This is a genomic window from Pseudomonas sp. SWI44 (assembly GCF_002947915.1).
Classification (GTDB): Bacteria; Pseudomonadota; Gammaproteobacteria; order Pseudomonadales; family Pseudomonadaceae; genus Aquipseudomonas; species Aquipseudomonas taiwanensis.
The window spans coordinates 3,028,171-3,054,304 of the sequence record NZ_CP026674.1; the positions used below are offsets into that span (position 1 = coordinate 3,028,171).

Annotated in this window: 30 protein-coding genes; 20 read left to right on the forward strand and 10 right to left on the reverse strand. The window is 60.4% G+C overall.

What is annotated here, in order from left to right; all coding sequences use genetic code 11:
- Positions 1-6: 6 nt before the first annotated feature.
- The 6 genes from rpsK to bfr all read left to right on the forward strand — a co-directional run bounded on the left by rpsK (position 7) and on the right by bfr (position 4,725).
- The gene (rpsK, locus tag C4Q26_RS14285) at positions 7-396 is read left to right on the forward strand and encodes a 30S ribosomal protein S11 (protein ID WP_003255454.1); all 390 of its coding nucleotides are present in this window, start codon (positions 7-9) and stop codon (positions 394-396) included.
- Between the two features lie 15 nt (positions 397-411).
- Entirely contained in the window at positions 412-1,032 is a 621-nt protein-coding gene (gene rpsD, locus C4Q26_RS14290; RefSeq protein WP_023382623.1) for a 30S ribosomal protein S4, read from the forward strand.
- Between the two features lie 22 nt (positions 1,033-1,054).
- Positions 1,055-2,056: a DNA-directed RNA polymerase subunit alpha gene (gene rpoA, locus C4Q26_RS14295; protein ID WP_003255452.1), complete on the forward strand. Its 1,002-nt coding sequence runs from the start codon at positions 1,055-1,057 to the stop codon at positions 2,054-2,056.
- A 42-nt stretch (positions 2,057-2,098) separates the two neighbouring features.
- The gene (gene rplQ / locus C4Q26_RS14300) at positions 2,099-2,485 is read left to right on the forward strand and encodes a 50S ribosomal protein L17 (protein ID WP_003255451.1); all 387 of its coding nucleotides are present in this window, start codon (positions 2,099-2,101) and stop codon (positions 2,483-2,485) included.
- A gap of 172 nt (positions 2,486-2,657) precedes the next feature.
- Positions 2,658-4,097, forward strand: coding sequence for a catalase (locus tag C4Q26_RS14305; RefSeq protein WP_104881181.1), 1,440 nt, complete (start codon positions 2,658-2,660; stop codon positions 4,095-4,097).
- 163 nt (positions 4,098-4,260) lie between these two features.
- Entirely contained in the window at positions 4,261-4,725 is a 465-nt protein-coding gene (gene bfr / locus C4Q26_RS14310; protein ID WP_023382621.1) for a bacterioferritin, read from the forward strand.
- Between the two features lie 56 nt (positions 4,726-4,781).
- Here the strand turns inward: bfr and uvrA are convergent, their stop codons facing one another.
- The gene (gene uvrA, locus C4Q26_RS14315; RefSeq protein ID WP_023382620.1) at positions 4,782-7,616 is read right to left on the reverse strand and encodes an excinuclease ABC subunit UvrA; all 2,835 of its coding nucleotides are present in this window, start codon (positions 7,614-7,616) and stop codon (positions 4,782-4,784) included.
- Positions 7,617-7,745: 129 nt separating this feature from the next.
- On the opposite strand from uvrA, the gene C4Q26_RS14320 reads away from it, so the two are divergent.
- From C4Q26_RS14320 to C4Q26_RS28800, 3 genes are all read left to right on the forward strand, one after another.
- Positions 7,746-9,140 (forward strand): MFS transporter, encoded by a 1,395-nt coding sequence (locus tag C4Q26_RS14320; RefSeq protein ID WP_023382619.1) that lies wholly within the window; start codon positions 7,746-7,748, stop codon positions 9,138-9,140.
- A 9-nt stretch (positions 9,141-9,149) separates the two neighbouring features.
- Positions 9,150-9,686: a single-stranded DNA-binding protein gene (locus tag C4Q26_RS14325; RefSeq protein ID WP_023382618.1), complete on the forward strand. Its 537-nt coding sequence runs from the start codon at positions 9,150-9,152 to the stop codon at positions 9,684-9,686.
- A 473-nt stretch (positions 9,687-10,159) separates the two neighbouring features.
- Positions 10,160-10,414 carry an IclR family transcriptional regulator C-terminal domain-containing protein gene (locus C4Q26_RS28800; RefSeq protein ID WP_104883196.1) on the forward strand — a complete coding sequence of 85 codons (255 nt, stop codon included), beginning with the start codon at positions 10,160-10,162 and terminating at the stop codon, positions 10,412-10,414.
- Between the two features lie 102 nt (positions 10,415-10,516).
- Here the strand turns inward: C4Q26_RS28800 and C4Q26_RS14340 are convergent, their stop codons facing one another.
- From C4Q26_RS14340 to flgA, 3 genes are all read right to left on the reverse strand, one after another.
- Positions 10,517-10,948, reverse strand: coding sequence for a flagella synthesis protein FlgN (locus C4Q26_RS14340; RefSeq protein WP_104883197.1), 432 nt, complete (start codon positions 10,946-10,948; stop codon positions 10,517-10,519).
- A gap of 39 nt (positions 10,949-10,987) precedes the next feature.
- On the reverse strand, positions 10,988-11,185 hold the full coding sequence (locus tag C4Q26_RS14345; protein ID WP_104883198.1) for a flagellar biosynthesis anti-sigma factor FlgM: 198 nt from the start codon (positions 11,183-11,185) through the stop codon (positions 10,988-10,990).
- A gap of 186 nt (positions 11,186-11,371) precedes the next feature.
- Positions 11,372-12,058 (reverse strand): flagellar basal body P-ring formation chaperone FlgA, encoded by a 687-nt coding sequence (gene flgA / locus C4Q26_RS14350; protein WP_104883199.1) that lies wholly within the window; start codon positions 12,056-12,058, stop codon positions 11,372-11,374.
- Between the two features lie 162 nt (positions 12,059-12,220).
- Between flgA and flgB the strand changes: the two genes are divergently transcribed.
- The 11 genes from flgB to flgL all read left to right on the forward strand — a co-directional run bounded on the left by flgB (position 12,221) and on the right by flgL (position 22,257).
- A complete protein-coding gene (gene flgB / locus C4Q26_RS14355; RefSeq protein ID WP_104883200.1) occupies positions 12,221-12,634 on the forward strand; it encodes a flagellar basal body rod protein FlgB in 414 nt (137 codons plus the stop codon).
- Between the two features lie 14 nt (positions 12,635-12,648).
- Entirely contained in the window at positions 12,649-13,056 is a 408-nt protein-coding gene (gene flgC, locus C4Q26_RS14360) for a flagellar basal body rod protein FlgC (protein ID WP_104883201.1), read from the forward strand.
- Positions 13,057-13,058: 2 nt separating this feature from the next.
- Complete coding sequence (locus tag C4Q26_RS14365) at positions 13,059-13,736, forward strand: flagellar hook assembly protein FlgD (RefSeq protein ID WP_104883202.1); 678 nt, start codon at positions 13,059-13,061, stop codon at positions 13,734-13,736.
- 34 nt (positions 13,737-13,770) lie between these two features.
- A complete protein-coding gene (gene flgE, locus C4Q26_RS14370; RefSeq protein ID WP_104883203.1) occupies positions 13,771-14,919 on the forward strand; it encodes a flagellar hook protein FlgE in 1,149 nt (382 codons plus the stop codon).
- Positions 14,920-14,923: 4 nt separating this feature from the next.
- Complete coding sequence (locus tag C4Q26_RS14375; protein WP_104883204.1) at positions 14,924-15,679, forward strand: flagellar basal body rod protein FlgF; 756 nt, start codon at positions 14,924-14,926, stop codon at positions 15,677-15,679.
- A gap of 30 nt (positions 15,680-15,709) precedes the next feature.
- Positions 15,710-16,492, forward strand: coding sequence for a flagellar basal-body rod protein FlgG (gene flgG, locus C4Q26_RS14380; protein WP_104883205.1), 783 nt, complete (start codon positions 15,710-15,712; stop codon positions 16,490-16,492).
- 134 nt (positions 16,493-16,626) lie between these two features.
- A complete protein-coding gene (locus C4Q26_RS14385) occupies positions 16,627-17,196 on the forward strand; it encodes a flagellar basal body L-ring protein FlgH (protein ID WP_256583265.1) in 570 nt (189 codons plus the stop codon).
- Between the two features lie 10 nt (positions 17,197-17,206).
- Positions 17,207-18,355 carry a flagellar basal body P-ring protein FlgI gene (locus C4Q26_RS14390; protein WP_104883206.1) on the forward strand — a complete coding sequence of 383 codons (1,149 nt, stop codon included), beginning with the start codon at positions 17,207-17,209 and terminating at the stop codon, positions 18,353-18,355.
- The gene (flgJ, locus tag C4Q26_RS14395) at positions 18,355-19,299 is read left to right on the forward strand and encodes a flagellar assembly peptidoglycan hydrolase FlgJ (RefSeq protein ID WP_104883207.1); all 945 of its coding nucleotides are present in this window, start codon (positions 18,355-18,357) and stop codon (positions 19,297-19,299) included. The genes C4Q26_RS14390 and flgJ overlap by 1 nt, the downstream gene beginning before the upstream one ends.
- A gap of 121 nt (positions 19,300-19,420) precedes the next feature.
- Entirely contained in the window at positions 19,421-21,037 is a 1,617-nt protein-coding gene (gene flgK / locus C4Q26_RS14400) for a flagellar hook-associated protein FlgK (RefSeq protein ID WP_104883208.1), read from the forward strand.
- 23 nt (positions 21,038-21,060) lie between these two features.
- The gene (flgL, locus tag C4Q26_RS14405) at positions 21,061-22,257 is read left to right on the forward strand and encodes a flagellar hook-associated protein FlgL (RefSeq protein ID WP_104883209.1); all 1,197 of its coding nucleotides are present in this window, start codon (positions 21,061-21,063) and stop codon (positions 22,255-22,257) included.
- A 102-nt stretch (positions 22,258-22,359) separates the two neighbouring features.
- Here flgL and fliR read toward each other — a convergent pair whose 3' ends face one another.
- From fliR to fliM, 6 genes are read right to left on the reverse strand one after another with little or no spacing between them, the layout of a single operon-like run.
- The gene (gene fliR, locus C4Q26_RS14410) at positions 22,360-23,145 is read right to left on the reverse strand and encodes a flagellar biosynthetic protein FliR (protein ID WP_104883210.1); all 786 of its coding nucleotides are present in this window, start codon (positions 23,143-23,145) and stop codon (positions 22,360-22,362) included.
- Positions 23,146-23,151: 6 nt separating this feature from the next.
- The gene (gene fliQ, locus C4Q26_RS14415) at positions 23,152-23,421 is read right to left on the reverse strand and encodes a flagellar biosynthesis protein FliQ (protein WP_104883211.1); all 270 of its coding nucleotides are present in this window, start codon (positions 23,419-23,421) and stop codon (positions 23,152-23,154) included.
- A 19-nt stretch (positions 23,422-23,440) separates the two neighbouring features.
- Positions 23,441-24,190, reverse strand: a complete 750-nt coding sequence (fliP, locus tag C4Q26_RS14420) for a flagellar type III secretion system pore protein FliP (protein ID WP_371919542.1) — start codon at positions 24,188-24,190, stop codon at positions 23,441-23,443.
- Positions 24,187-24,597 (reverse strand): flagellar biosynthetic protein FliO, encoded by a 411-nt coding sequence (fliO, locus tag C4Q26_RS14425; protein ID WP_104883212.1) that lies wholly within the window; start codon positions 24,595-24,597, stop codon positions 24,187-24,189. The genes fliP and fliO overlap by 4 nt, the downstream gene beginning before the upstream one ends.
- Positions 24,594-25,058, reverse strand: coding sequence for a flagellar motor switch protein FliN (gene fliN, locus C4Q26_RS14430; protein WP_104883213.1), 465 nt, complete (start codon positions 25,056-25,058; stop codon positions 24,594-24,596). Before fliN ends, fliO begins: the two co-directional genes overlap by 4 nt.
- On the reverse strand, positions 25,051-26,133 hold the full coding sequence (fliM, locus tag C4Q26_RS14435) for a flagellar motor switch protein FliM (protein WP_104883214.1): 1,083 nt from the start codon (positions 26,131-26,133) through the stop codon (positions 25,051-25,053). The genes fliN and fliM overlap by 8 nt, the downstream gene beginning before the upstream one ends.
- Position 26,134 lies beyond the last annotated feature (1 nt).

The following is a 26,134-nucleotide window of genomic DNA, read 5'->3' on the forward strand; positions in this document are numbered from 1 at the left end:
ATAGACATGGCAAAACCTGCTGCTCGTCCTCGTAAGAAAGTCAAAAAGACAGTGGTTGATGGCATCGCCCACATCCATGCGTCTTTCAACAACACCATCGTGACCATCACCGACCGTCAGGGCAACGCGTTGTCCTGGGCTACCTCCGGTGGTTCGGGTTTCCGTGGTTCGCGCAAATCCACCCCGTTCGCAGCTCAGATCGCTGCTGAACGTGCTGGTCAAGCTGCGCTGGAATATGGTCTGAAGAACCTCGACGTTAACGTCAAGGGTCCAGGTCCAGGTCGTGAGTCCGCCGTTCGTGCACTGAACAGCTGCGGCTACAAGATCGCCAGCATCACCGACGTGACGCCTATCCCGCACAACGGGTGCCGTCCGCCGAAGAAGCGTCGCGTGTAATCAGGAGACAGATAAATGGCACGTTACATTGGTCCAAAATGCAAACTGTCTCGCCGTGAAGGCACTGACCTGTTCCTGAAGAGCGGCGTTCGCGCTCTGGAATCGAAGTGCAACATCGAAGCAGCCCCAGGTATCCACGGCCAGCGCCGTGGCCGTCAGTCCGACTACGGTACCCAGCTGCGCGAGAAACAAAAAGTCCGTCGTATCTACGGTGTTCTGGAGCGTCAGTTCCGCGGTTACTACCAAGCTGCTGCCTCGAAAAAAGGCGCAACTGGTGAGAACCTGCTGCAACTGCTCGAGTGCCGTCTGGATAACGTCGTCTACCGTATGGGCTTCGGCTCGACTCGTTCCGAGTCCCGTCAGCTGGTTTCGCACAAAGCGATCAGCGTCAACGGTAAGACTGTAAACATTCCATCCTACCAAGTTCGTCCGGGTGACGTGGTCGCGGTTCGCGAGAAGTCGTCGAACCAGCTGCGCATTGTTCAAGCCCTTGAACTGTGCGCCCAGCGTGGCCGCGTTGAGTGGGTAGACGTAGATGCTGCTAAAAAGTCGGGCGTTTTCAAGAACGTTCCTGCTCGCAGCGACCTGTCTGCCGACATCAACGAAAACCTGATTGTCGAGCTCTACTCCAAGTAAGGGCTAGAAAATAGGTGCATCCATGCAGATTTCGGTAAATGAGTTCCTGACTCCCCGTCACATTGACGTGCAGGTAGTCAGTCCAACCCGCGCCAAGATTACGCTCGAGCCTCTCGAGCGTGGTTTCGGCCATACCCTGGGCAACGCGCTGCGCCGCATCCTGTTGTCCTCCATGCCTGGCTGTGCAGTAGTCGAGGCCGAGATCGATGGCGTACTCCACGAGTACTCCGCGATCGAAGGTGTACAGGAAGACGTAATTGAAATCCTGTTGAACCTGAAAGGTCTGGCTATCAAGCTGCACGGTCGTGACGAAGTTACGCTGACCTTGTCGAAAAAGGGTTCGGGGGTGGTTACCGCTGCCGATATTCAGCTGGATCACGATGTCGAGATCGTCAACCCCGATCACGTAATCGCGAACCTGGCGTCCAACGGCGCCCTGAACATGAAGCTCACTGTAGCTCGTGGTCGCGGTTACGAGCCGGCCGACTCTCGTCAAACTGACGAAGACGAAAGCCGCAGCATTGGCCGTCTCCAGCTGGACGCTTCGTTCAGCCCGGTGCGTCGTATCGCCTACGTGGTCGAGAACGCCCGTGTTGAACAGCGTACCAACCTGGACAAGCTGGTCATTGATCTGGAAACCAACGGCACCCTGGATCCTGAAGAGGCTATCCGCCGCGCTGCGACCATCCTGCAACAGCAGCTGGCCGCGTTCGTCGACCTCAAAGGTGACAGCGAGCCTGTCGTAGTCGAGCAGGAAGACGAGATCGATCCGATCCTGCTGCGTCCGGTTGACGACCTGGAACTGACTGTACGTTCGGCCAACTGCCTCAAGGCGGAGAACATCTACTACATCGGCGACCTGATTCAGCGTACCGAAGTAGAGCTGTTGAAGACTCCTAACCTGGGCAAGAAGTCCCTGACTGAAATCAAGGACGTGCTGGCCTCTCGTGGTCTGTCTCTCGGCATGCGCCTCGACAACTGGCCGCCTGCAAGTCTTAAGAAAGACGACAAGGCGACCGCCTGATCGTCGTAATCACCGAACGTAGTGTTTGGTAAGGAATGAATCATGCGTCATCGTAAAAGTGGACGTCACCTGAGCCGTACCAGCTCTCACCGCAAAGCTATGTTCCAGAACATGGCTGTGTCGCTGATCGAGCACGAGCTGATCAAAACCACCCTGCCGAAAGCCAAGGAACTGCGCCGCGTTGCCGAGCCGCTGATCACCCTGGCCAAGGAAGACAGCGTTGCTAACCGTCGTCTGGCCTTCGACCGTACCCGTTCGAAGTCCGCTGTTGGCAAACTGTTCAACGACCTGGGCAAGCGTTACGCCACCCGTCAGGGCGGCTACCTGCGCATCCTGAAGTGCGGTTTCCGCGCTGGCGACAACGCCCCTATGGCGTACGTCGAGCTGGTTGATCGTCCGGTCGGCGGTGCTGTAGAAGCTGCTGAGTAAGACGTTCTGTCTGCTACAAAGAACCGGGCCTAGTGCCCGGTTTTTTGTCTTTACATGTATTGTAATTATCTATTGATGTTAGTCATTCAATGAATTTGTTCTTGTAACCTCGTTCGCCAATACTCTCCTCAAGCCGTTTGGTCGGCACATCAAGACCCCATAAGGAGAGCCCATGAGCAAGATTCTCACCACCGCCAGCGGTGCACCCGTAGCCGATAACCAGAATTCCCGTTCTGCAGGCCCGCGCGGCCCGCTGTTGCTCGATGATTTCCACCTGGTGGAGAAACTCGCCCATTTCAACCGTGAGAACATCCCCGAGCGTCGTGTACACGCCAAGGGCTCGGGTGCTTACGGTACCTTCACGGTGACCCGCGACATCACCCATTACACCCATGCGAAACTGTTCTCGGAGGTCGGCAAGCAAACGGAGACCTTCCTGCGCTTCTCTACTGTAGGGGGTGAGCGTGGCTCGGCCGACACCGAGCGCGACCCGCGCGGTTTTGCCGTCAAGTTCTATACCGAAGAAGGCAACTGGGACATCGTTGGCAACAACACGCCGGTATTCTTCATCCGCGATCCGTTGAAGTTCCCTGACTTTATCCACACCCAGAAGCGCCATCCGCAGACCAACCTGAAAAATGCCCAGATGATGTGGGATTTCTGGTCGCACTCGCCCGAAGCGCTGCACCAGGTCACCATTCTGTTCTCTGACCGCGGAATTCCGGATGGCTATCGCCACATGCACGGGTTCGGCAGCCACACCTACAGCTTGGTCAATGCCCAAGGTGAGCGCACCTGGGTCAAATGGCACTTCAAGACCCAGCAGGGCATCAAGAATCTGGAACCTTCCGAAGCCGCGCGTTTGGCAGGTACTGATCCGGATTACGCGCAGCGTGACCTGTTCGAGGCCATTGCACGCGGCGATTACCCGCGCTGGACTGTTTGCATCCAGGTGATGAGCGAAGCCGAGGCAGCCGGACGTGGCGAGAATCCGTTCGATGTCACGAAAACCTGGTCGCAGAAAGATTTTCCGCTGATCGAGGTGGGCGTTCTGGAGCTCAACCGTAACCCGTTGAACTACTTTGCCGAAGTCGAGCAAGCCACGTTCGGCCCGAGCAACATGGTGCCTGGCGTTGGCCTCTCGCCCGACCGCATGCTGCAAGGCCGCGTGTTCGCCTATGCAGACGCCCACCGCTACCGCGTCGGGACCAACCATCAGCAGTTGCCGGTTAACGCGCCGCGCTGTCCGATGCACAGCTACCAGCGCGATGGCTCGATGGCTAACGGTAGCTATGGCAGTGCGCCGAACTATGAGCCGAACAGCTACGCGGACGCGCCCAAGCAGTCGGCACGTCACGCCGAGCCCGCGTTGCCCTTGAGTGGTGCCGCGGATCGTTACGATCACCGTGAGGACAATGACTACTACAGTCATGCCGGTGCGTTGTTCCGCTTGATGAGTGAGCAGCAAAAGGCACTTCTTTTCCGCAACATCGCCGGCGCCATGGCCGGTGTCAGCGAAGAGGTGGTTCAGCGGCAGCTGCAGCACTTCTTCAAGGCTGACCCGGCCTACGCAGAAGGGATAGCCAAGGCGTTGGGCGTAAACCTCGCCTAAGTCGAAGTGATAAGGAGAACCGCCCTCAATTGGGCGGTTTTTCAATGAATATCACTACTGTTTAGCCGATTTTTTACTTCTAATTGCGCGTTTTTCAGTGACCGCGCGCGAAAGCTGGTTCACACTATGTGGCATAGACGTTTTCACATGGAGAAACAGGGCGATGCAAGGTCACCCGGATGTTATCAACTACCTCGTTACATTGCTGAAGGGCGAACTGGCGGCGCGCGACCAGTACTTCATCCACTCGCGTATGTACGAAGACTGGGGCCTGTCCAAGCTCTACGAGCGAATCAACCATGAGATGGAAGAAGAGACGCAGCACGCCGATGCCCTGATGCGTCGAATTCTCATGCTCGAAGGTACGCCAGACATGCGCGCGGATGACCTCGAAGTGGGTACAACCGTGCCGGAGATGATCGAAGCGGATCTGAAGCTCGAGTACAAGGTACGGGCTGCACTGTGCAAAGGCATCGAGCTTTGCGAGCTGCACAAGGATTACGTCAGCCGCGATATCCTGCGTGCGCAGTTGGCCGACACCGAGGAAGATCACACCTACTGGCTGGAGAAGCAGCAGGGCCTGATCAAGGCCATAGGCCTGGAGAACTACCTGCAGTCGCAGATGTAACGCCGGCCACCCTGATACCCAAAGCCCCTGGCAATCAACTGCCAGGGGCTTTTTGTTTATGCCCGGTCCCGCTCCAGCAACGGTTTGAGGTAATGCCCGGTATAGGACTGTTTGGTGTTGCTCAGTTCTTCCGGTGTACCACAGGCGATGATCTGGCCACCCTTGGAGCCACCCTCAGGCCCCAGATCCACCAGCCAGTCGGCTGTCTTGATCACGTCCAGGTTGTGCTCGATCACCACTACGGTGTTGCCGTGGTCGCGCAGGCGATGCAGTACGTCCAGCAGCTGCTGGATGTCGGCGAAGTGCAGGCCGGTGGTCGGCTCATCGAGGATATACAGCGTTTTGCCCGTGTCGCGCTTGGACAGCTCGCGCGACAGCTTCACCCGTTGCGCCTCACCACCGGACAACGTGGTAGCCGACTGCCCCAGCTTGATGTACGAAAGCCCGACATCCATCAGGGTCTGAAGCTTGCGCGCCAGCGCGGGGACGGCGTCGAAGAACTCGCGGGCATCCTCGATGGTCATTTCCAGTACTTCGTGGATGTTCTTGCCCTTGTACTTGATCTCAAGCGTCTCACGGTTATAGCGCTTGCTCTTGCAGACATCGCACGGTACGTAGATATCCGGCAGGAAGTGCATTTCGACCTTGATCAGGCCATCGCCCTGGCACGCTTCGCAACGGCCACCTTTGACGTTGAACGAGAAGCGCCCCGGTCCGTAACCGCGGGATCGCGATTCCGGCACGCCCGCGAACAGCTCGCGGATCGGAGTGAAGATGCCGGTATAGGTGGCTGGGTTCGAGCGTGGTGTACGGCCAATCGGGCTCTGGTCGATATCGACCACTTTATCCAGGTGCTGCAGGCCATCGATGCTGGTGTGGGCGGCAGCCTCCAGGCTGCTTGCGCCATTGAGGGCGGTGGCGGCCAGGGGGAACAGGGTGTTGTTGATCAGGGTCGACTTGCCCGAGCCGGAGACACCGGTCACGCAGGTCAGCAGACCGATCGGCACCTCCAGATCGACGTTCTGCAGGTTATTGCCTCGCGCACCCTTGAGTTTGAGTTGCAGCTTCTTGTTGCGCGGCGTGCGTTTGGCCGGCACCACGATCTTCTTGCGACCGGACAGGTACTTGCCGGTGAGCGAGTCAGGGTGAGCCATCACTTCCTGTGGTGTACCCTCGGCGACGATCCGGCCGCCATGCACGCCCGCCCCGGGGCCGATGTCGACGACATAGTCGGCCAGGCGAATGGCATCCTCGTCGTGTTCGACGACGATCACCGTATTGCCCAGGTCCCGCAGGTGGTTGAGGGTGGCCAGCAAGCGATCGTTGTCGCGTTGATGAAGTCCGATGGACGGTTCATCGAGGATGTACATCACCCCCACCAAGCCTGCGCCGATCTGGCTTGCCAGGCGGATACGCTGGGCTTCGCCGCCGGACAAGGTCTCGGCGCTGCGGTCCAGTGTCAGGTAGTCGAGGCCGACGTTGACCAGAAACTGCAGGCGTTCACAGATTTCCTTGAGGATTTTCGCGGCGATTTCACCGCGCCGACCGGTCAGGGTCAATGCGCCGAAGTAATCGCTGGCTTCGCCGATCGGCAGGTTGGTCACTGCTGGTAGGGTCTTCTCCCCGACCCAAACATGGCGGGCTTCACGGCGCAAACGCGTACCACGGCAGTCCGGGCAGGGCTGCGTGCCGAGGAATTTGGCCAGTTCTTCGCGCACGGTGGCCGACTCGGTCTCACGGTAGCGCCGCTCCAGGTTCGGCACGATGCCCTCGAACGGGTGCGAACGCTTGACGATGTCCCCGCGGTCGTTGAGGTACTTGAAGTCGACGCTCTGCTTGCCACTGCCCTGAAGAATGACCTTCTGGTGTTCCGCAGAGAGCTGCTCGAAAGGCGCTTCGAGGCTGAAGCCATAGTGCGCGGCCAGCGAGCCGAGCATCTGGAAGTAATAGACGTTGCGCCGGTCCCAGCCGCGGATCGCCCCTTCGGCCAGCGTCAGCTCGGCATTGACAAGGCGCTTGGTGTCGAAGAACTGCTTTACGCCCAGACCGTCGCACGTCGGGCAGGCGCCAGCGGGATTGTTGAAGGAGAACAGCTTCGGTTCCAGCTCGCTGATCGCATGACCGCAGATAGGGCAGGCGAAGCGTGCGGAGAAGATCATCTCTTCGCCGGCCTCGTCGTCCATCGGCGCCACCAGGGCAATGCCGTCCGCCAGTTTCAGGGCTGTCTCGAACGACTCGGCCAGGCGCTGCTGCAAATCGGCACGCACTTTGAAACGGTCTACCACTACATCGATGCTGTGCTTCTTCTGCTTGTCCAGCTTGGGCAGTTCGTCGAGCTCGTAGAGCTTGCCATTGACCCGTGCACGGACGAAGCCCTGGGCGCGAAGTTCGTCGAACACAGCCAGGTGCTCGCCCTTGCGCTCGCGGATCACCGGGGCCAGCAGCATGAGTTTGCTGCCCTCGGGTTGGGCAAGCACCAGGTCGACCATTTGGCTGATGGTCTGCGCTTCCAGCGGAATGTCGTGGTCAGGGCAACGCGGCGTACCGACACGGGCATAGAGCAGGCGCAGGTAGTCGTAGATCTCGGTAATGGTGCCGACGGTCGAGCGTGGGTTGTGCGACGTCGATTTCTGTTCGATGGAAATGGCCGGCGACAGCCCCTCGATGGTGTCGACGTCGGGTTTTTCCATCATCGACAGGAACTGTCGGGCATAGGCCGAGAGCGACTCGACGTAGCGGCGCTGGCCTTCGGCGTACAGGGTGTCGAACGCCAGGGATGACTTACCGGAGCCGGACAGGCCGGTGATCACGATCAGCTTGTCCCGGGGCAGGGTCAGGTCGATGTTCTTCAGGTTGTGGGTACGTGCCCCACGAATCAGGATCTTGTCCACTGCGGCCTCGCTCTGCGGGCATAAACAAGGAAGTATACGGCGCGCTGCCAGTACGCGGCAAAGCGTCGCGTAGATGCCGTCAAGCTGTCGGACTGGTAGAATCGCCGCCGGTTCATACGAGGTTAAACCATGCACGACACCCACAACGAACGCATGAGTGGCAGCGAAACCCGCGCCGCAGGCGGCCTGGCTCTGGTCTTTGCCTTTCGTATGCTGGGCATGTTCATGGTCTTGCCCGTGCTGGCCACCTACGGCATGGACCTTGCCGGCGCTACCCCCGCGCTGATTGGCCTGGCCATCGGTGCCTATGGATTGACCCAAGCGGTGCTGCAGATCCCGTTCGGGGTGATTTCCGACCGCATCGGCCGTCGCCCGGTGATCTACCTGGGCTTGGTCATCTTCGCCCTGGGCAGTGTGCTGGCGGCCCAGGCCGACTCGATCTGGGGCGTGATCGCCGGTCGCATCCTGCAAGGCGCAGGGGCGATTTCCGCAGCGGTCATGGCGTTGCTGTCAGACCTGACACGCGAGCAGCACCGTACCAAGGCCATGGCCATGATCGGCATGAGCATCGGCCTGTCGTTCGCTGTAGCCATGGTCGTCGGCCCCTTGCTGACACGTGCCTTCGGCTTGTCAGGACTATTCCTCGCCACCGCAGCGTTGGCGCTGGTCGGTATCGCGCTGATCGCCTTCCTGGTGCCTAATACCCACAGCACCTTGCAGCACCGAGAGTCAGGTGTGGCGCGCCAGGCCCTCGGCCCGACCCTGCGCCATCCGGACCTTCTGCGCCTGGACGCGGGCATTTTCATCCTTCATGCCATCCTCATGGCCAGCTTCGTGGCGCTGCCGTTGGCGTTCGTCGAGCGTGGCGGGCTGCCCAAGGAAGAGCACTGGTGGGTGTACCTGACCGCGTTGTTCATCTCATTTTTTGCAATGGTCCCGTTCATCATCTACGGCGAAAAGAAGCGCAAGATGAAGCGCGTTTTGGTTGGTGCGGTCGCTGTGCTGCTGCTAGTCGAGGTGTTCTTCTGGGAATGGGCTGACAACTTGCGCGGACTGGTGATCGGCACCGTGGTATTCTTTACCGCATTCAACTTGCTGGAGGCGTCGTTGCCTTCGTTGGTGAGCAAGGTGTCGCCCGCTGGCGGCAAAGGGACGGCGATGGGGGTATATTCCACCAGCCAGTTCCTCGGCGCTGCTCTGGGAGGAATCATCGGTGGCTGGTTGTTCCAGCACGGTGGGCTGAGCATGGTGTTCCTCGGTTGTGCAGGGCTCTGCGCCATTTGGTTGGTCGTTGCCTTGCGTATGAACGAGCCGCCCTATGTGACCAGCCTGCGCATGCCGCTGTCGCCCGAGGCCGTCCGTGAAGCCGGACTGACCGAGCGTCTGATGGCCGTGCCGGGTGTAACCGACGCCGTGGTGGTGGCAGACGAGGCCGCCATCTATATCAAACTGGATACGAAAATTTTGGACCGTGCGACCCTGGAGCGTCTGGTGAATCCAGCCTCTTCGGCGTGCGAAGCCTAGGAGAACGTTATGGCCCGTGGGGTTAACAAAGTCATTCTGGTCGGCACCTGCGGTCAGGATCCCGAAGTCCGCTACCTGCCCAACGGTAACGCCGTGACCAACCTGAGCCTGGCTACCAGTGAGCAGTGGACCGACAAGCAGTCCGGTCAGAAGGTCGAGCGTACCGAGTGGCACCGTGTGTCGCTGTTCGGCAAGGTTGCCGAAATTGCTGGTGAATACCTGCGCAAGGGTTCCCAAGTCTACATCGAGGGCAAGCTGCAGACTCGCGAGTGGGAAAAAGACGGCATCAAGCGCTACACCACCGAAATCATCGTCGACATGCAGGGCACCATGCAGCTGCTCGGCGGCCGTCCGCAGAACCAGCAGCAGGGCGGCGACCCCTACAACCAGGGTGGCGGCAACTACGGTGGCCAGCAGCAGTACAACCAGGCACCGCGCCAGCAGGCCCCACGTCCGCAACAGGCACCACAGCGTCCCGCGCCGCAGCAGCCAGCTCCACAGCCAGCCGCCGACTTCGATAGCTTCGACGACGATATTCCGTTCTAGAAACAGCTATCTAGTAAGCGACAATAACTGAAGCGAAGCCATTCATTTGGCTTCGCTTTTTTATTGACTACAGACTTTTCCGAGGCAGGGGCTGGTGGGTTTTCTGAGCTTCGTGTTCATTATGAAGCGCAATGATGCTGCCGGCGGTTTGCGCTTCTGCAACTGAGCCGGATGGCATCAGCGCATGCTAATGCGCAGCTGCAACCGAAGATGAGGGTGTAGTTACCACTCGGTATGAGCTCGATCGAGGAGCGCAAGAATTGTCCCGAGAAGATCGCCATCGATAGGTAAGCCAGATTCCGGCCACGCACTTGGGCATGGCTCTGCTCGACGGTCCTGTGGCTCACCAGCGGTGTCTATCGGGGGCATCACTCTGTTTTTGGTAGATCAATACCCATGTGATTGGAAACTGCGCGTCGTCTCGTCTGTTGGCACCGCATTTCCAAATCAACTGCACGGCACATGAGAAAGCAATGCTGGCTGAGCTGCCTGGCGATTTGCTGGACCACCGGCTTGAAAAAAGAACCGGCAACACGATCAGTCAGAAAGAACGATTGCCGCCTGAACTGGCCATCATTCGGGAAAGGGGATATGCGATAGACGCTCAGGGACATGCCGAGGGTGTTACGGAATTGGGGCTTTCTTGCGGACAGGCCTCAGCGACTACTATGCGTCGACGTAGCCGTTCCCCAGTTGCGTTTCGATCGAGAGGTCGACCCGATCATTAGTGCATTGCTGAAGTGCAATGTAGAGATCGAGTCGATTCTCAGGCGCGGTTGAGGAAAAAACAACGCCCACTGGTACTTCACCCGGCAGGCCACAGCAGTTTCTCACAATAACCCAGGCACTGGCCGCCCGTTCGGCCCATACAACCTGTCGGCAGTGATTCGATCAAGGAAGTCCAGAATTTGCTGGTTGCCCTTGAGCCGAATATCCAGAGCCTCGCCATTACTCCGGTTGAGCGCTCGAGCCCGCAAAGCCGACTGCCTCAGCCGGCGCCAGGCGGCCAGGCAATTGGCCTCTCGTGCCGCCCGCAATGCGCCTTCGCGCCCTGGTCCGAAGCCGAGCTTCAATTGTGCGCCGACGCGCACCGCCTCCAGTTGCTCCAGACGCAACAAGGCTGCCTGTTTTCCAGCGACCAACTCACGCAGGCGCTCGGCATCCACCTTGGCCTGAGCAAGGATAAGGCGTTCCTGGTCCAGCAGTTGCAGCAATTGTTCGATCACCTGGCGTTGCAGGTCCAGATGCTTTTCCAGGCTCATGATCACTCCTCGTTCAGGCTGAACCAGCATGGCTGGCGTTCAGGCCGGCTCACTGCCCTGTAGTTCCCTGGCTTCAGACACCAGGCTCGTGTAGATGCTTTGCGAATCGATTTCGAAACTGCCCTCGGCGATGGCATGGGTCAGCGCCGCAACTTTCTCCAGATCGACATCAGCCATGCCATGGGTCTCGCCGAGGCTGCTCACCTGCGAGAGCTGTACGGCATCCTCCTGAAGCATTTCCAAGTCCTGAGGCGTAACTTGGGTCGGGCTGGCGCTGTTAAGGCCGCTGTCAGACGGGAGAGGAAGGCTAGGAGGCTGGGAATTCGTTATTTTCACGATAAGGGCTTCGTTGGCTGTGGTTGCAACACTATCGGCATCCGCATGGGGCAACTTTGGCCAGCGGTAGGGTTTCGAAGGAAAAAATCAGTTTTGCAGCAGCAGTTGATTCTTGCCGACGACCTGAGCGTTGAGCATTCGGCCGTCGCTGCTCTTGAATCGCACCGTATTTCCCAGGCTGCCGTTATCCAGGGCCTTGCCGTCACGGGTCAGGCTGAATCCGGCTCCCAGTGCTCTCAAAGAAACGCGCTTCTCGCGTTCGACCAGCCATCGCTCTCGCACGGCTTTGAGCGCCACCACCGAACCTTTGGCGACACCGCGGGCGGCCTGCCGACCGACCAACTCGCTGGAACTCAGCGCGCTGCCTTTGGGCAGCTCTTCCAAGGGGCCGCGTTGGCTGATCAGCATCTGCGCCTGGATCACTTCCCCAGCGTCTATCTTGCGGGCGGTAACCACATAGGCGCCCAGCGCGCCAACCATCACTTGCACATAGCCAGCGACACCTTCCAATGTCCCGCAGCGCACTCCGGCGGCCACGCGTCCGATAGGTAAGCGGCGCGGGTGCACCAGATAGGGGTGGGGGTCGTCACAGGCAGCTATACGTGAAGAGACCTGGCCTATATCCAGCGACGTCAGGCGGCTGCCGGCGGGCAGGTTCTGCTCCACCAGCCGCTGCATGCGCGCTTGCAGCACTTCGGTCTGGGCCAGGGAAGCGCTGGCATGGGCCAGGCAGGCCAGTGCCAGCAGGGCGTGAAACGAGGGAAACCCTTTCATCAGGGAGATGCCTCCAACAGTGTTTCATGCGGCGCATTCTAGATAGGCCTTCGAACAGGCAAAGCTCGAATTGCTCGCCAAATAGCGGCCTGTTCAGCACTTTGCCGCGTGCCTTCGACCTCTAATCTGCTGGCCGTTCAATAGATGGCATGGACTGCAGGCATGATCGACAAACTCGACAACGAGCTGCGCTTTCAGCAAGACGCGATGAGCTTGCGAGCGGAGCGCCAGCAAGTGTTGGCCAACAACATCGCCAACGCTGACACGCCTAACTACCGCGCGCGCGACTTCGATTTCGCCGCCGAGCTGGCCAGTTCTCTCAGTGAAGGGCGACTTGGCAATGGCGGTATGGCCCTGGTCACCACCTCACAGCGGCATCTGCGCGCCTCCTTCAGCACAACTTCGAACCGTGAGTTGCTTTATCGCGTGCCGGACCAGCCGAGCCTCGACGGCAACACGGTGGACATGGACCGCGAGCGGGCGCAGTTCGCCGACAACAGTGTTCGTTACCAAGCGAGCCTGACCTTTCTGAACAACCGCCTGCAGTCACTCAAGACTGCGATGCAATCCGAATAACCGGGGGACACAGCATGCCGATGTTCAGCATTTTCGATATCGCCGGCTCTGCGCTTAGCGCCCAGTCCGAGCGCATGAACGTGACCGCCAGCAACCTGGCCAACGCCGATACCACCAGCGGTCCCGACAGCGAGGCCTACCGTGCCCGTCAGGTGGTGTTCGAAACCCAGTACCAGGATGGCAGCGAGGTCGGTGGTGTGCGGGTCAGCCAGGTGGTCGAGGACGGCTCGCCGATGCGCCAGGAATACCGCCCCGGCGACCCACTGGCCGATGAATCGGGCTACGTGACCATGCCCAACGTCGAACCGGTGGGCGAGATGGTGAACATGATCGCCGCCTCGCGCTCCTACCAGGCCAATGTCGAAGTCATGGCCACCAGCAAAGAACTGATGCTCAAGACCCTGACCCTTGGCGAGGCCTAAACATGACCAGCACGATTGCCAGTTCGGTCCTTGCGACCATGAACAGTTCCAGCAGTACCAGCGAGAGTTCGAGCACCAGTTCGCAAGAGCTTCAGGACCAGTTCCTGACACTGTTGACCACCCAGTTGCAGAACCAGGACCCTACCGATCCGTTGGACAACAGCGAGATGGTCACTCAGCTGGCGCAGATCAGCACCATCAGCAGCATCGAAGAGGTGACCAGTACTCTGGAAGGCATCTCCAGCCAGATCAGTGCCTCGGAAACCCTGCAAGCCTCGGCGTTGGTAGGTAACGGCGTGCTCATCGAAGGCAACTCCATTCAGGTCGCGAGCGGCACCGCCACAGCCTTTGGCGTCACCCTGGGCAGCGATGCGGACAGCGTCACCATCACCATCAAGGACAGCAGCGGAAATGTCGTCGCGACCCTCGATGGCGGAGACATGAGCGCCGGCACCCAGACCCTGTATTGGGATGGCGTCCAAGACGACGGTAGTACCGCGGTCGATGGCAGCTACACCTTCAGCGTCAGCGCCAGCAGCGACGACGTGGCCGTCAGCGCCACGACGCTGAAATACGCGTTGGTCACCGGCGTGACCACCGACAGCAGCAACGAGGTGGCGCTCGACCTGGGCGGCGTCAACGACAACGTCGGACTCAGCGATATCAAGCTGGTGCTTTGAACCCTACCCAAGCTCGCTCATCAGGAGAACAATCATGGGCTTTTCCCAAGCGCTGAGTGGCCTGTCGGCCGCTTCCACCGACCTGAACGTCGTCAGCAACAACATCTCCAACTCGCAAACCGTGGGCTTCAAGAGCTCGACCGTGCAGTTCGCCGACGTCTACTCGGGAGCCGATGTGGGCCTGGGCACCACGGTGTCCGGTGTAGTGCAGAACTTTGAGTCCGGTAGCCTCACCACCACCGACAATAGCCTGGACCTTGCCATCAACGGCGAAGGTTTCTTCACCTTCACCGATGGCACGCAGACGGTGTACTCGCGCAATGGCCAGCTGACCTTGACCGCAGATGGCTACCTGGTAAACGCAGCGGGCAACCAGTTGCTTGGCGTCAATGGCGTAATCCAGATCCCGACCACCGGCATGCAGGCCAGCGCCAGTACCGAACTGGATGCAGAGCTGAACCTAGACTCCAGCGAAGACATCATCACCGAAACCTTCGACGCCACCGATTCGTCCACCTACTCATACTCGACCACCGCCACGGTCTACGATTCGCTGGGCAACAGCCACATCTCGACGCTGTACTTCAGCAAGACCGCCGAGAACACTTGGGAGGTACACTCGGCCATCGACGGCAACCTGTTGAGCGAAAGCCAGACGGTCACCTTCAGTTCCAGCGGACTGATTACCAGCGGCGCGTCTGGCACCTACACCTACGACCCGTCCAACGGCGCCGCCGAAATGTCCATCCAGCTGGACCTGACCGGCACCACGCAGTTCGGCAATGACTCCGAGGTGTCGAGCATTTCCCAGAACGGCTACACCTCCGGCAGTCTGGTGAGCTTCACCATCGATGACACCGGTACGGTCATCGCCACCTATTCCAACGACCAAACCCAGAACATCGACCAGATCCAGCTGGCGACGTTCGCTAACGAGAATGGCTTGCAGTCCAATGGCGACAACACCTGGCTCGCCACTACCGCTTCTGGCCAGGCGTTGCTGGGCGTTGCCGGCAGTGGCTCGCTCGGCTCGATTCTCAGCGGCACCACCGAAGACTCCAACGTCGACCTCACCGCCGAGTTGGTGAACTTGATCATCGCGCAGCGCAACTTCCAGGCCAACGCCAAGTCGGTAACCGCCCAGAGCGAAGTGCTGCAGCAAGCCGTGAACATCGGAAGCTGACGTCATGGACCGGATGCTTTTCACCGCCATGAGCGGTGCGAACCAGGCCCTCGAACAGCAGGCGGTGGTGGCCAACAACCTCGCCAATATCGTGACTCCGGGTTTCCGTGCACAACTGGTGGAAATGCAGTCCTCGCCAGTGGCGGGGGAGGGCCTGCCGACAAGGGTCTCGGTGAGTGCCCATGGTGTGGGCGTGGACTGGACCGAGGGCCCCATCACCCATACCGACCGCAACCTGGACGTGGCCTTGGGCGAGGACACGCTGCTGGCGGTGCAGACCGCCGACGGCGAAGAGGCCTACACCCGTCGTGGCGACCTGCAAGTCGACGGCGAAGGCGCTATCACCGTGGCCGGCTTGCCGGTCATTGGCGATGGCGGCCCCCTGAGCGTTCCGCAGGGCAGTGAGATCAGCGTGGGCAGCGACGGCACCATCAGCGTGCGCGAGCTGGGCATGGAGCCACGAGGCCTGAGTCCGGTCGGCCGCCTGAAGTTGGTGTCAGCCCCTCCGGGAACCCTGGAGGTGGGTATCGACGGATTGTTCCGCCAGCCCGCCAATGCCAATGGCGTCAGTCAGCCTTTGCCGGGTGACGAGAGCCTGCGCCTGACACCGGCGGCGCTGGAGGGCAGCAACGTCAGCCCTACCGGCGCAATGGTCGCGATGATCGATAACGCCCGCCGCTACGAGATGCAGATGAAGGCCATCAGTGCCGCCGATGAAAATGCCAAGACAGCCAACCAGCTCCTCTCCCTGCAGGGTTGAGTTGGCGCTGAATGAAGAGGTAACCGATCGATGATCAGATCACTGTGGACGGCCAAGACCGGGCTTGAAGCTCAGCAAGGGCAGCTTGACGTCATTGCCAACAACCTGGCCAACGTCAGTACCAACGGTTTCAAGCGCTCGCGGGCTGTGTTCGAAGACCTCGTGTACCAGAACGTGCGTCAGCCCGGGGCCCAGAGCAGCACCGATACTCGCTTGCCTTCGGGGTTGCAAGTCGGTACCGGGGTGCGTCAGGTGGCCACCGAGCGCCTGCACACCCAGGGCAACCTGGAACAGACAAGCAGCTCCAAGGACCTGGCCATCAATGGCTTGGGCTTCTTTGAAGTGGACATGCCCGACGGTTCCACAGCTTATACCCGGGATGGCAGCTTCCAGCTCGATGCCAACGGCGAGATGGTCAGTTCCAACGGCTACAAGCTGACCGCCGGCATCACCATTCCGGCCAATGCCACCTCCATCAGCATCAGCTCCGACGGCATCGTGTCAGTGACCACGCCAAACAGCAGCGCTTCGACCCAGGTCGGGCAGTTGAACCTGGCGCTGTTCGTCAACAACGCGGGGCTGCAGAGTATCGGCCAGAACCTTTACCTGGAAACCGACGCATCGGGCACGGCAACCGAGACCACCCCCGGCCTTAACGGCGGTGGCACCCTTAGCCAGGGTTATGTCGAGACTTCCAACGTCAACGTGGTGGAGGAAATGGTCGGCATGATCCAGACCCAGCGTGCCTATGAGATCAATAGCAAATCCGTCGAGACCTCCGACGAAATGCTTCAACGCCTGACGCAGCTCTGATGGCCATGTTCCTACCCAGCAGATTCTCATCGCATCTGCGCTCAACCATCGCGCTCGCTGTACTGCTGGCTGGTGCGCTTTCAGCAGCAGGCTGTGGGCAACTGGTACGCCAGCCTGTGGTACCCGATGAGTCCATGGACGTACCGATTGCCCCCGAGCGTCTGGCCAATGGCTCGATCTACCAGGGACGGCGGGGCTCGCAACCACTGTTCGAGGACCGACGCCCCCGCATGGTTGGGGATACGCTCACCGTTGAACTTAACGAACAGGTCAGTGCCAGCAAGACCTCGTCATCCAGCGCTGATCGCAGTGGCAGCCTGGGCCTGGCGTTCTCCACCAGTTCCGACCGCGAATCCAAGGTTGGCAATTACGGACTGAATGCCTCGACCAACCATGAGTTCAGCGGCAGTGGAGGCTCTCGGGCCAATAACTCCTTCACCGGAACCATCTCGGTCACGGTCATGGAAGTGCTGCCCAACGGCAACTTGCGGGTACGCGGCGACAAGCAGATCGCCATCAACCAGGGCACCGAATTCATCCGTTTTTCCGGGGTGGTCAACCCCCGCACCATCACTGGCGAGAACACCGTGCTGTCCACACAGGTTTCCAGGGCGCGCATCGAGTACGTGGGGGAAGGCTACATCAACGAAGCGCAACGCATGGGCTGGCTCCATCGCGTGCTTCTCAATCTTTCACCTTTCTAGCGAGTGAAACATGGCTGAGTCCCCGTCCACGTCCGGGTGGAACCATCGGCTGCACCGCGCTGCCCGCCACCTTCACATCCTGATGGTTGCGTTGCTACTGGCCAGCCCCTCCCAGGCAGAGCAGGTGCGTGACATCGCCGACTTCGCCGGGATACGCACCAACAGCTTGGTGGGTTATGGCCTGGTGGTCGGGCTTGATGGCACGGGTGACCAGACCACCCAGAGCCCCTTCACCGAGCAGGGCCTGACCAACATGCTGTCGCAGCTGGGCGTCACCCTTCCGGCGGACGCCAATATGCAGATGCGCAACATTGCCGCTGTGATCGTGACCGCTAATCTCCCGCCGCTGACCCGTCCCGGTCAGCAGATCGATGTGGTGGTGTCTTCAATCGGCAATGCTCGCAGTCTGCGGGGCGGGACCCTGTTGATGACTCCGCTCAAAGGTGCCGATGGCGATGTATACGCGATGGCCCAGGGCAACCTGCTGGTCGGCGGTGCTGGCGCTGCCGCCAATGGCAGCAGCGTGCAGATCAACCAGCTTGCTGGCGGCCGTATCAGCCGAGGTGCCGTGGTGGAGCACAGCGTGCCGCTCGACCTGGGCGCCGAGCATGGCATCCTTGAACTGCAATTGCGCGAGCCGGACCCGGCCACGGCGCAGAGGGTGGTATTTGCCATCAACAGTGAAATGCGCAACACGGTCGCCTCGGCGGTGGATGGCGGCCTGGTACAGGTCCAGGGGCCGTTGTCGGCCAACGAGCGGGTGAATTTCATGGCCCGTATCGACAGCATCGAAGTCATGCCGATGCAAGCGCGACCGAAGGTCATTCTCGACTCCCGCACTGGCTCGGTGGTGCTCAATGGCTCTGTGAAGCTGTTCCGTGCCGCCGTGGCACATGGCGACCTGTCGGTGACCATCGGCACCACCAACAGCATCAGCCAGCCAGGCGCGCTCAGTGGTGGTCAGACCGCCGCCACCGCCAACAGCAATATTTCCATAGAGACCCAGGCGCGTGCCTTGCACGTGGTGGAGGGTAGCGCCGACCTGATGGATGTGGTCAAGGGCCTGAATGCCCTGGGTGCAACACCACAGGACCTGATGGTGATACTGCAGGCACTCAAGGCGGCCGGCTCCCTGCGCGCGGAACTGGAGATCATCTGATGAGCATTGCCGAAGGGGCCGCAGGGTTCGCACTGGATGTCCAAGGCCTGCAGCGGCTGCGTAGCCAGGCCAGTCGTAACGGCGAGGCCGGCCTGAAGGAGGCTGCCCGGCAGTTCGAGGCACTGTTTCTGCAGAACATGCTGAAAAGCATGCGCGCCGCGATACCCAAGTCGGAGCTGTCCAGCAACTCACAGACGGAGTTGTACACCGAACTGCTGGACCAGCAATGGGCCCAGACCCTGGCCGGGCGGGGCATGGGCCTGGCCGAGCAACTGACCCGCAGTTTGTCTGGCCGAGCGCTTGCTCCAGGTGTTGGCATCGGCGAAACCCAACTTCCTATGAGCGTGGCGCCTGCAAGTGGTGAGTCACCCTTCGTTGGCATGACCCGTCACTCAGTGGCATACGAGTCGTGGAAGCGCCACGCCGTCAGTGCCGACGATACCGACCGTGCGGACCATGTCGAGGCATTTGTCGCGCGACTGGCTGGCCCTGCTCGCAAGGCCGAACGCAGCAGCGGGGTGCCGGCCGAGCTGATTCTCGCCCAGGCGGCCCTGGAAACCGACTGGGGGCGTCGGCGCATCACCACCGCCGATGGCGCGGACAGCTACAACCTGTTCGGCATTAAGGCAGGCGGGCGCTGGCAGGGTGAGATCGCCCGAGTGACGACTACCGAGTACGTTGCCGGTGAGGCCCAACAACAGAAGGAAAGTTTCCGTGTGTACCCAAACGCGGAAGCTGCCTTCGACGACTATGCCCGGTTGATCCGCAGCCGTCCCGGTTATGCCGCGGCCCGCAATGCCGCCAATAACACACAAGCCGCTATCGCTCTGCAAGAAGGCGGGTATGCCACCGATCCGCGTTATGCGCAGAAGCTGGTTGCGGTCATGGCCACCATTGGCCCGCTACCTGCCGCTGGTGCCGAAGTGCTGGCTGACGGGCAGTAACGGTATTGGTGCGATGTGTCTCGGCGTCGCGACGGTATTTATGCAAACAATTCGTGCCCTGGGGTCAAGATGCCTGGGCGCGGAGCCGATGTTGCGCAGCATGTAGCCCAGGAGTTTTTCGATGAACATCATCTCCATTGGCGTCAGCGGCCTCACGGCGGCGCAGATCGCCCTCACCACCAGCAGCAACAACACCACCAACGCCTACACCGACGGCTACACCCGGCAGGTCGCCAACTTCAGCGAAGCCACCTCCGGCAGCGGCGTGCAGGTATCCAGCGTGTCACGCCAATACAATCAGTTCGTCACTGCCCAGCTCAATGGGGCGATCAGTGCTCAAAGTGCACTGTCCACCTACCAGACCGAGGTCGACCAGATCGACAGTCTGCTCTCCGACAGCGGCGCCAGCCTGGATTCGCTGCTACAGAGCTTCTTCTCGGCCATCCAGACGCTCACTTCGGACGCCAGTGATACCGCCGCGCGGGAGGAAGTGGTCGGCAGCGCGGAAACCCTCGCCAGCCAGTTCAATCAGCTGGGCAGCTACCTGGCCGAGATGGCCGACGATGTGAACAACCAGATCGATGATCAAGTCACCCAGATCAACGGCCTGAGTGCCCAGATCGCCACGCTGAACGGGCAGATCAGCTTGTCCGAGTCGCTGGGCAGCGCCTCCAACGACTTGTTGGACCAGCGTGATCTGCTGGTAAGTCAGCTCAGTGAGCTGGTGGCGGTGGACATCACCGTCCAGGACAATGGTAGCTACACCGTATCGCTCAGCAACGGTATGGCGTTGGTCTCCGGTGGTGACAGCTTCGAACTGGCCACCCAGCCCTCATCGAGCGATCCAAGCGAGTTGTCGATCAGCTACGTGGATGCCGCTGGCAACAGCGTGACGTTGGACGAGGACACACTCGACAGCGGCGCCCTCGGAGGCTTGTTGGAGTTTCGCGACACCACCCTGGCCGAAACCCAGAACCAATTAGGCCTGATGGCGGTATCGCTGGCTCAGGCGTTCAACACCCTCCAGGCCCAGGGAATCGACCTCAACGGCAATACAGGTACCGATTTCTTCTCGGTGGCCGACCCCGTGGTCTACGGCAACACCGGCAACACCGGGGACGCGGCCATCAGTGCCTCATTCAGCGCCAGCGCCAGTGCCAGTGAACTCAGTGCCAGCGACTACACCGTGAGCTACTCGGACACGGATGGCTTCACCGTCACCCGCAACGACACCGGCGCCAGCGTCGCCGCGGCTTACGACAGCAGCAGCGGCACCCTCAGTTTTGCAGGCATGGAACTGACGATCAGCGGCAGCGCCAACGATGGCGACAGTTTCCTGGTCCAGCCAACCCGCAATGCCGCCAGCAGCTTCACCACCCTGATCAGCGAGGGTGAACAGATCGCCGCGGGCACCACCAGTGGCAGCAGCGACAACACCAATGCCTTGGCCATGCTCGACCTGCAGACCAGCGATATCGTTGGCGGTAGTGCCACCCTGAGCGAGTCGTATGCCGCGCTGGTGAGTGATGTGGGCAGCACTGCGACCCGAGTGGCGGCGCAACTGGAAACCCAGTCGGCCCTGACCGAGCAACTTAGCACTCTGCAGCAGTCGGAGTCGGGGGTGAACCTCGACGAGGAGGCCGCCAACCTCATTGTCTACCAGCAGTACTACCAGGCCTGCGCCAAGATCGTCGAAGTGGGCACAACCGTCCTCGACACCATTATCGACATCAGTTGATTTCAGCCCAAGGAGCGTCTGTCATGCGCCTGAGCAGTGCGACCATCTATAATCAGAACCTCAACTCCATGCTCGCCCAGCAAAGCGACTATCAGGATGCGGCACTGGAGGTGTCCAGCGGCACACGGGTGAGCAAACCGTCCGATGACTCGCTGGCAGCTGCGCAAGCTGTGACGGTGCGCCAGGCGATCGCGGCGAACGAGCAGTACGCCGATTCGCGTGCCAGCATCACCACGGCGCTGTCTCAGGAAGAAAGCACCCTGGACAGCATCAACGATGCCATTACCAGCGCCATGAGCCTGGTGGTTCAGGCGGGCAACGGCACGCTGAGCGACGCCGACCGCGAGTCCCTGGCCACATCTTTGCAGGGGGTTTACGACACCCTGGTGACCTTGGCCAACAGCACCGACAGCAACGGCAACTACCTGTTCTCCGGTTACCAGAGCCAGACGCTGGCGTTTGCCGAGAATGCCGATGGCGAACTGGTCTATCAGGGTGATGACAATGTGGTGACGCAACAGGTCAGCGCCACCCAGACCATGGCCAGTGGCGACAACGGCGCCAGCATCTTTCTCTCGGTCAGCAGTACTGCTGGCTTCGTTGCCGAGGCTGGCGACAACAGCGGCACCCTGACTTTCGACGGCCCGGATATTGCCGACACCAGCGCTACGAGCTACGGCAGCGGTTTCACCTTGACCTTTAGCGTTGCTACTGACGGCACCACCCAGTACAGCATCGATGGCCAGGACCCGGTTGCCTATACCGACGGTGAAACGCTGGAGATCAACGGGCTCAGCCTGACGCTAAGCGGCACCCCCGCCGATGGCGACAGCCTTACGGTCAGTGCTGCTGCTGATGCCGACCCCGACCTGTTCGCCACCCTGCAGAATCTGATTTCGGCCTTGCAGACGCCTGTGGAGGACAACGTAGATCAGGCAGCGCTGAGCAACACCTTGTCCACTGCCAGCCGAGAACTGAGCAATGCTCAGGACAATGTGCTTACCGTGATCACGTCGGTCGGCGCGCGTCTCAGCCAGGTTGAAGTGCTGGACACCATCGGCGACGACCTGGCGCTCAGCTACACCGAGCGTTTGTCCGGCCTGGTGGATGCTGACTACACCGAGTCCATTTCGCGCTACGTGACCTTGCAGGTGTCGATGCAGGCTGCGCAGCAAACCTTTGCCAGTGTTCAGCAGTTGTCCTTGTTCGAATACATTTAAAGAGAGGCTGCGCCAGTTCCCGCAAGGAACTTCATCTTTCCAAAGCAACCCTCTGGAGCTGGTGCCAGCCTGCGATGGGGCGCTTAGCGCCCCCAGCCGGTCTCAAGCCGAAACCATCTCGATAAGCCTCTGCATGAAGTGCAGTTCCTGGTACAAAAGCCCAGCAAGAAACTGCCCCAGGTCGCCCACCAGTACTGTTAGAAGCAACATGCCGACAAACAGAGTGGCCGGGAAACCCACCGAAAATACCGTCAGCTGCGGTGCGACCCGGTTGAGAATGCCCATCGCCAGGTTGATGATCAGCAAGGCCCCCACCATCGGCAACGCCAGCAATAGGCCAGTGAGGAAAATGCTGCTGCCGTGTCGCGCCAGGGCATACCATGCCTGGGCATCGAAGCTGAACTGACCGATCGGTAGGCGCACGAAGGTTGAGGCCAGAAGCTCCAGCACCATCAGGTGACCGTCCAGGGCAAGAAACATGAGGATCGTCACCAAGCTCAGAAAGCGCGACAGCACCTGGCTGTTGGTGCTGGTATCGGCGGAAAAGAACGAGGCGAAGGCCAAACCCATCTGCATGCCACAGATGTCCCCAGCCATCTCCACCACTGCCAGGGTGATGCGCATGACCATGCCCAGTGACATACCGATCAACACCTGCTCCACCACCACACCGAGGCCCGCCCACGAGAACAAGACGATATCTGGCATGGGCGGGAGGTTGGGCACCAGCAACAACGCCAGCAACAAGGCCAGACCGACCTTCACCTGGCTGGAGATACTCTTGTGCCCAAGAATCGGATCACTCATGAAAAAGGCCAGCAACCGGCAGAACGGCCAGAAGAAGGCGCTGACCCAGAGCTGTAATTGCGTCCAGCCGACCTCGATCAAGGGTGCTCATCCAAGCAGCGTTGGCAGGCTACTGAACAACGACCGCGTGTAGTCCACCAGCATCTCCATGAGCAGTGGGCCTGCCAGGATCAACACCAGGCAAACTCCGACAATCTTGGGTATGAATGAAAGCGTCGATTCGTTGATCTGCGTCGCAGCCTGGAACAGGCTGACCAGCAAGCCGACACAAAGGGTTACCAACAGCAGCGGCGAGGCCAGTGTCATGGTCATGCGCATGCCTTTGTAGGCCAAGTCCATTACCATTTCCGGGGTCATCGGCGTGCTCCTCTGTGCGTCATGTGGGGTAGAAACTCTGCGCCAGAGAACCAAGCAGCAACTGCCAGCCATCCACCAGCACGAACAGCATCAGCTTGAAGGGCAGGGAGATCGTCGACGGCGGCACCATCATCATGCCCAGGGCCATCAGTACACTGGCGACCAGCAAGTCGATGATCAGGAACGGGATGAATATGGTGAAGCCTGCTTGAAACGCAGTCTTCAGTTCGCTGGTGACGAATGCTGGAAGTAGCACGCGCATAGGCACATCTTCCGGCCCCTGCAGGTCCTTGACCTGCGCCAGACGTGCATAAAGCGCAAGGTCGGGCTGGCGTGTCTGCGCCAGCATGAAGGTACGAAACGGCTTGCTGCCTTGGTCGAGAAACTGCTCGACGTTCATTTCATCCTGTGAAAACGGCACCCAGGCCTTTTGGTAGGCCTGCTCCAGGGTTGGCGACATGACGAAGAAGGTCAGGAACAGAGCCAGTCCCAGCAGCACCTGATTGGGCGGTGCGGTAGTCGTGCCAATTGCCGTGCGCAGCAAGCTCAGCACGATGATGATGCGAGTGAAACCGGTCATCATCAGCAGCGCCGCCGGCAAGAAAGCCATTGCGCTCAGCAGCATCAAGGTCTGCAGGCTCAGCGACCATTTCTCGCCACCGGCCTGGCCGGTGAAACCTGACAGCCCTTGGAGTGCGGGCGCCGCTTCGGCTACCGGAAACAATGCCGGCATCAGCAGCACGAGCAACATCAGGCGGCGGGCATTCATGTGGGGTTCTCCGGTGCGCGTATGCCGCCGCGCTTCAGCGCGTCCGCCAGACGCAGGGCAAAGCCACGCACAGGTTGCGTCTCTTCGACGTCGGCGGCGGGTGCTTCCATTTCCGACAGGCAGGCAACCTGCTGGGCCGTGACCCCCAGTACCAGCCGACGGCCGCTTACGTCGATCACGACCACCTTCTCCCGCTGGCCCAGCCGGGTGCTGCCAATAACGCGAACGACGCTGCTCGCGGACGAGGGGCGGGCACCGAAACGTGACACCAGCCAACCACACAGCAGGATGCTTGCCGCCACCAGCCCGAGGGCCAGTGCGGTCTTGCCTAGCAGGGCCAGCCCAGTCAGGTCGTCCGCCGCAACACCGAGGCTGGCGGGTGGGAGAAGGGGAGAGGAGGCGGTCATCGATTGAGCTTCTGCACACGCTCTGAAGGCGTGATGATTTCGGTGATGCGAATGCCGTAGCGGTCATCCACCACCACCACTTCACCCTGGGCGATGAGGTAGCTGTTGATCAGGATGTCCATGGGCTCGCCCGCCAGGCCATCGAGTGCCAGTACCGAGCCTTGTGCCAGCTCCAGCAGCTGCTTGATGGTGATCCGGGTGCGTCCCAGCTCTACGCTGAGCTTCACCGGAATGTCCATGATCATTTCCAGTTCGCGCGGCGAAGCCTGCGGCTGAACAGTGGCGAAAGGCTTGAACACTCCGCTGCTGGCGCCACTCTCTACCGCGGTCGGAACGGCTCCGTTCTGTTCGGCCAGGGCTGCGCCCCAAGGGTCTTCAGCAGGGTCAGCCGCACCCTGTTCGGCCAGGGCGTCGGCCCACTCATCGTCTTCACGTGGTTCGGGAAGGTTAGGGTCACTCATGGTCGGGTTCCTTGGCTATGGGCAGGTGGCCCTTGACGAATCGGCTGGAGGAAGAGGGCTTGCCGATGGAGTGGTCGATCAACTCCTTCACCAGCAGTGCACGTGCACCGTTGTAGCTGCCGAACTCGCAGGTCATCACTGGCACGCCGTCGACCCGAACCTTGACGCTGTCCGGCAGGTCAATGGGCAGCACGTCACCCTTCTTCAGCGCCATGACCTGGCCCAGGCGCGATTCGATCTCGACGAAATCCGCGATCAGGTCTACCTGGGACTGGGTGATTTCGTCCGCCATACGCCGGTTCCACTGCCGCTCTTCCTCCGGGTTGATGTCAGTCAGAGGCCCGTTGAGCAGTTGGCGCATCGGCTCGATCATCAGGTAGGGGATGACGATGTTGAAGTCGCTGGACAGATTGCCGACTTCGAGGTGGAAGGTGGCGTTGACCACCACTTCGTTGGGCGAGCCGGTGATGTTGGCGAACTTGGCCTGCATCTCCGAGCGCAGGTATTCGATCTCGAGTGGGTACACCGACTTCCAGGCATCACGGTAGGCGTCCACTGTCAGCCCCAGCACGCGGCGGATGATGCGCATCTCGGTGTGGGTGAATTCGCGGCCTTCGGACTTTGTCACGAAGCGGCCATCTCCGCCGAACAGGTTGTCCACCACCATGAACACCACGCTGGGTGGGAACACCACCAGTGCGGTACCGCGCAGGGGCTTCATCGACAGCAAGTTGATGTTGGTGGGCATCGGCAAGTGCAGGGAGAACTCGCTGAAGCTCTGGTAGCCAATGCTCTTGAAGGTGATGTCGACGTTGCGCCGGATCAGGTTGAACAGGCTCATGCGGAAGTAGCGCGCGAACCGTCCATTGATGATATCCAGGGCATGCAGGCGTTCGTGGATCACCCGGTGCTGAGTGGCAGGATCGTAGGGGCGGACCCGCTCGTGCGCGTCAAGGTACGCTTCACCGGGGAACTCCATTGCCGTGTCATCGGTGAGCCCGGAGGTATCGATATCGTCGTTGCCGCGCAGCAGCATGTCGATCTCGTCTTGCGAGAGCATGTCGTTGGTGGACATG

Coding starts and splice junctions, on each gene's coding strand:
- bfr (WP_023382621.1), top strand. CDS start 4,261: ATGCAAGGTCACCCGGATGTTATCAACTACCTCGTTACATTGCTGAAG.
- rpsD (WP_023382623.1), top strand. CDS start 412: ATGGCACGTTACATTGGTCCAAAATGCAAACTGTCTCGCCGTGAAGGC.
- flgB (WP_104883200.1), top strand. CDS start 12,221: ATGATCGACAAACTCGACAACGAGCTGCGCTTTCAGCAAGACGCGATG.
- flgA (WP_104883199.1), bottom strand. CDS start 12,058: ATGAAAGGGTTTCCCTCGTTTCACGCCCTGCTGGCACTGGCCTGCCTG.
- C4Q26_RS14375 (WP_104883204.1), top strand. CDS start 14,924: ATGGACCGGATGCTTTTCACCGCCATGAGCGGTGCGAACCAGGCCCTC.
- C4Q26_RS14320 (WP_023382619.1), top strand. CDS start 7,746: ATGCACGACACCCACAACGAACGCATGAGTGGCAGCGAAACCCGCGCC.
- C4Q26_RS14340 (WP_104883197.1), bottom strand. CDS start 10,948: ATGAGCCTGGAAAAGCATCTGGACCTGCAACGCCAGGTGATCGAACAA.
- fliQ (WP_104883211.1), bottom strand. CDS start 23,421: ATGACCCCGGAAATGGTAATGGACTTGGCCTACAAAGGCATGCGCATG.
- flgC (WP_104883201.1), top strand. CDS start 12,649: ATGCCGATGTTCAGCATTTTCGATATCGCCGGCTCTGCGCTTAGCGCC.
- flgK (WP_104883208.1), top strand. CDS start 19,421: ATGAACATCATCTCCATTGGCGTCAGCGGCCTCACGGCGGCGCAGATC.
- C4Q26_RS14345 (WP_104883198.1), bottom strand. CDS start 11,185: ATGCTTCAGGAGGATGCCGTACAGCTCTCGCAGGTGAGCAGCCTCGGC.
- C4Q26_RS14390 (WP_104883206.1), top strand. CDS start 17,207: ATGGCTGAGTCCCCGTCCACGTCCGGGTGGAACCATCGGCTGCACCGC.
- C4Q26_RS14305 (WP_104881181.1), top strand. CDS start 2,658: ATGAGCAAGATTCTCACCACCGCCAGCGGTGCACCCGTAGCCGATAAC.
- rpoA (WP_003255452.1), top strand. CDS start 1,055: ATGCAGATTTCGGTAAATGAGTTCCTGACTCCCCGTCACATTGACGTG.
- C4Q26_RS14365 (WP_104883202.1), top strand. CDS start 13,059: ATGACCAGCACGATTGCCAGTTCGGTCCTTGCGACCATGAACAGTTCC.
- fliM (WP_104883214.1), bottom strand. CDS start 26,133: ATGTCCACCAACGACATGCTCTCGCAAGACGAGATCGACATGCTGCTG.
- C4Q26_RS28800 (WP_104883196.1), top strand. CDS start 10,160: ATGCTGGCTGAGCTGCCTGGCGATTTGCTGGACCACCGGCTTGAAAAA.
- rpsK (WP_003255454.1), top strand. CDS start 7: ATGGCAAAACCTGCTGCTCGTCCTCGTAAGAAAGTCAAAAAGACAGTG.
- flgJ (WP_104883207.1), top strand. CDS start 18,355: ATGAGCATTGCCGAAGGGGCCGCAGGGTTCGCACTGGATGTCCAAGGC.
- flgG (WP_104883205.1), top strand. CDS start 15,710: ATGATCAGATCACTGTGGACGGCCAAGACCGGGCTTGAAGCTCAGCAA.
- C4Q26_RS14385 (WP_256583265.1), top strand. CDS start 16,627: ATGGACGTACCGATTGCCCCCGAGCGTCTGGCCAATGGCTCGATCTAC.
- flgE (WP_104883203.1), top strand. CDS start 13,771: ATGGGCTTTTCCCAAGCGCTGAGTGGCCTGTCGGCCGCTTCCACCGAC.
- fliO (WP_104883212.1), bottom strand. CDS start 24,597: ATGACCGCCTCCTCTCCCCTTCTCCCACCCGCCAGCCTCGGTGTTGCG.
- flgL (WP_104883209.1), top strand. CDS start 21,061: ATGCGCCTGAGCAGTGCGACCATCTATAATCAGAACCTCAACTCCATG.
- fliP (WP_371919542.1), bottom strand. CDS start 24,190: ATGAATGCCCGCCGCCTGATGTTGCTCGTGCTGCTGATGCCGGCATTG.
- rplQ (WP_003255451.1), top strand. CDS start 2,099: ATGCGTCATCGTAAAAGTGGACGTCACCTGAGCCGTACCAGCTCTCAC.
- fliN (WP_104883213.1), bottom strand. CDS start 25,058: ATGAGTGACCCTAACCTTCCCGAACCACGTGAAGACGATGAGTGGGCC.
- C4Q26_RS14325 (WP_023382618.1), top strand. CDS start 9,150: ATGGCCCGTGGGGTTAACAAAGTCATTCTGGTCGGCACCTGCGGTCAG.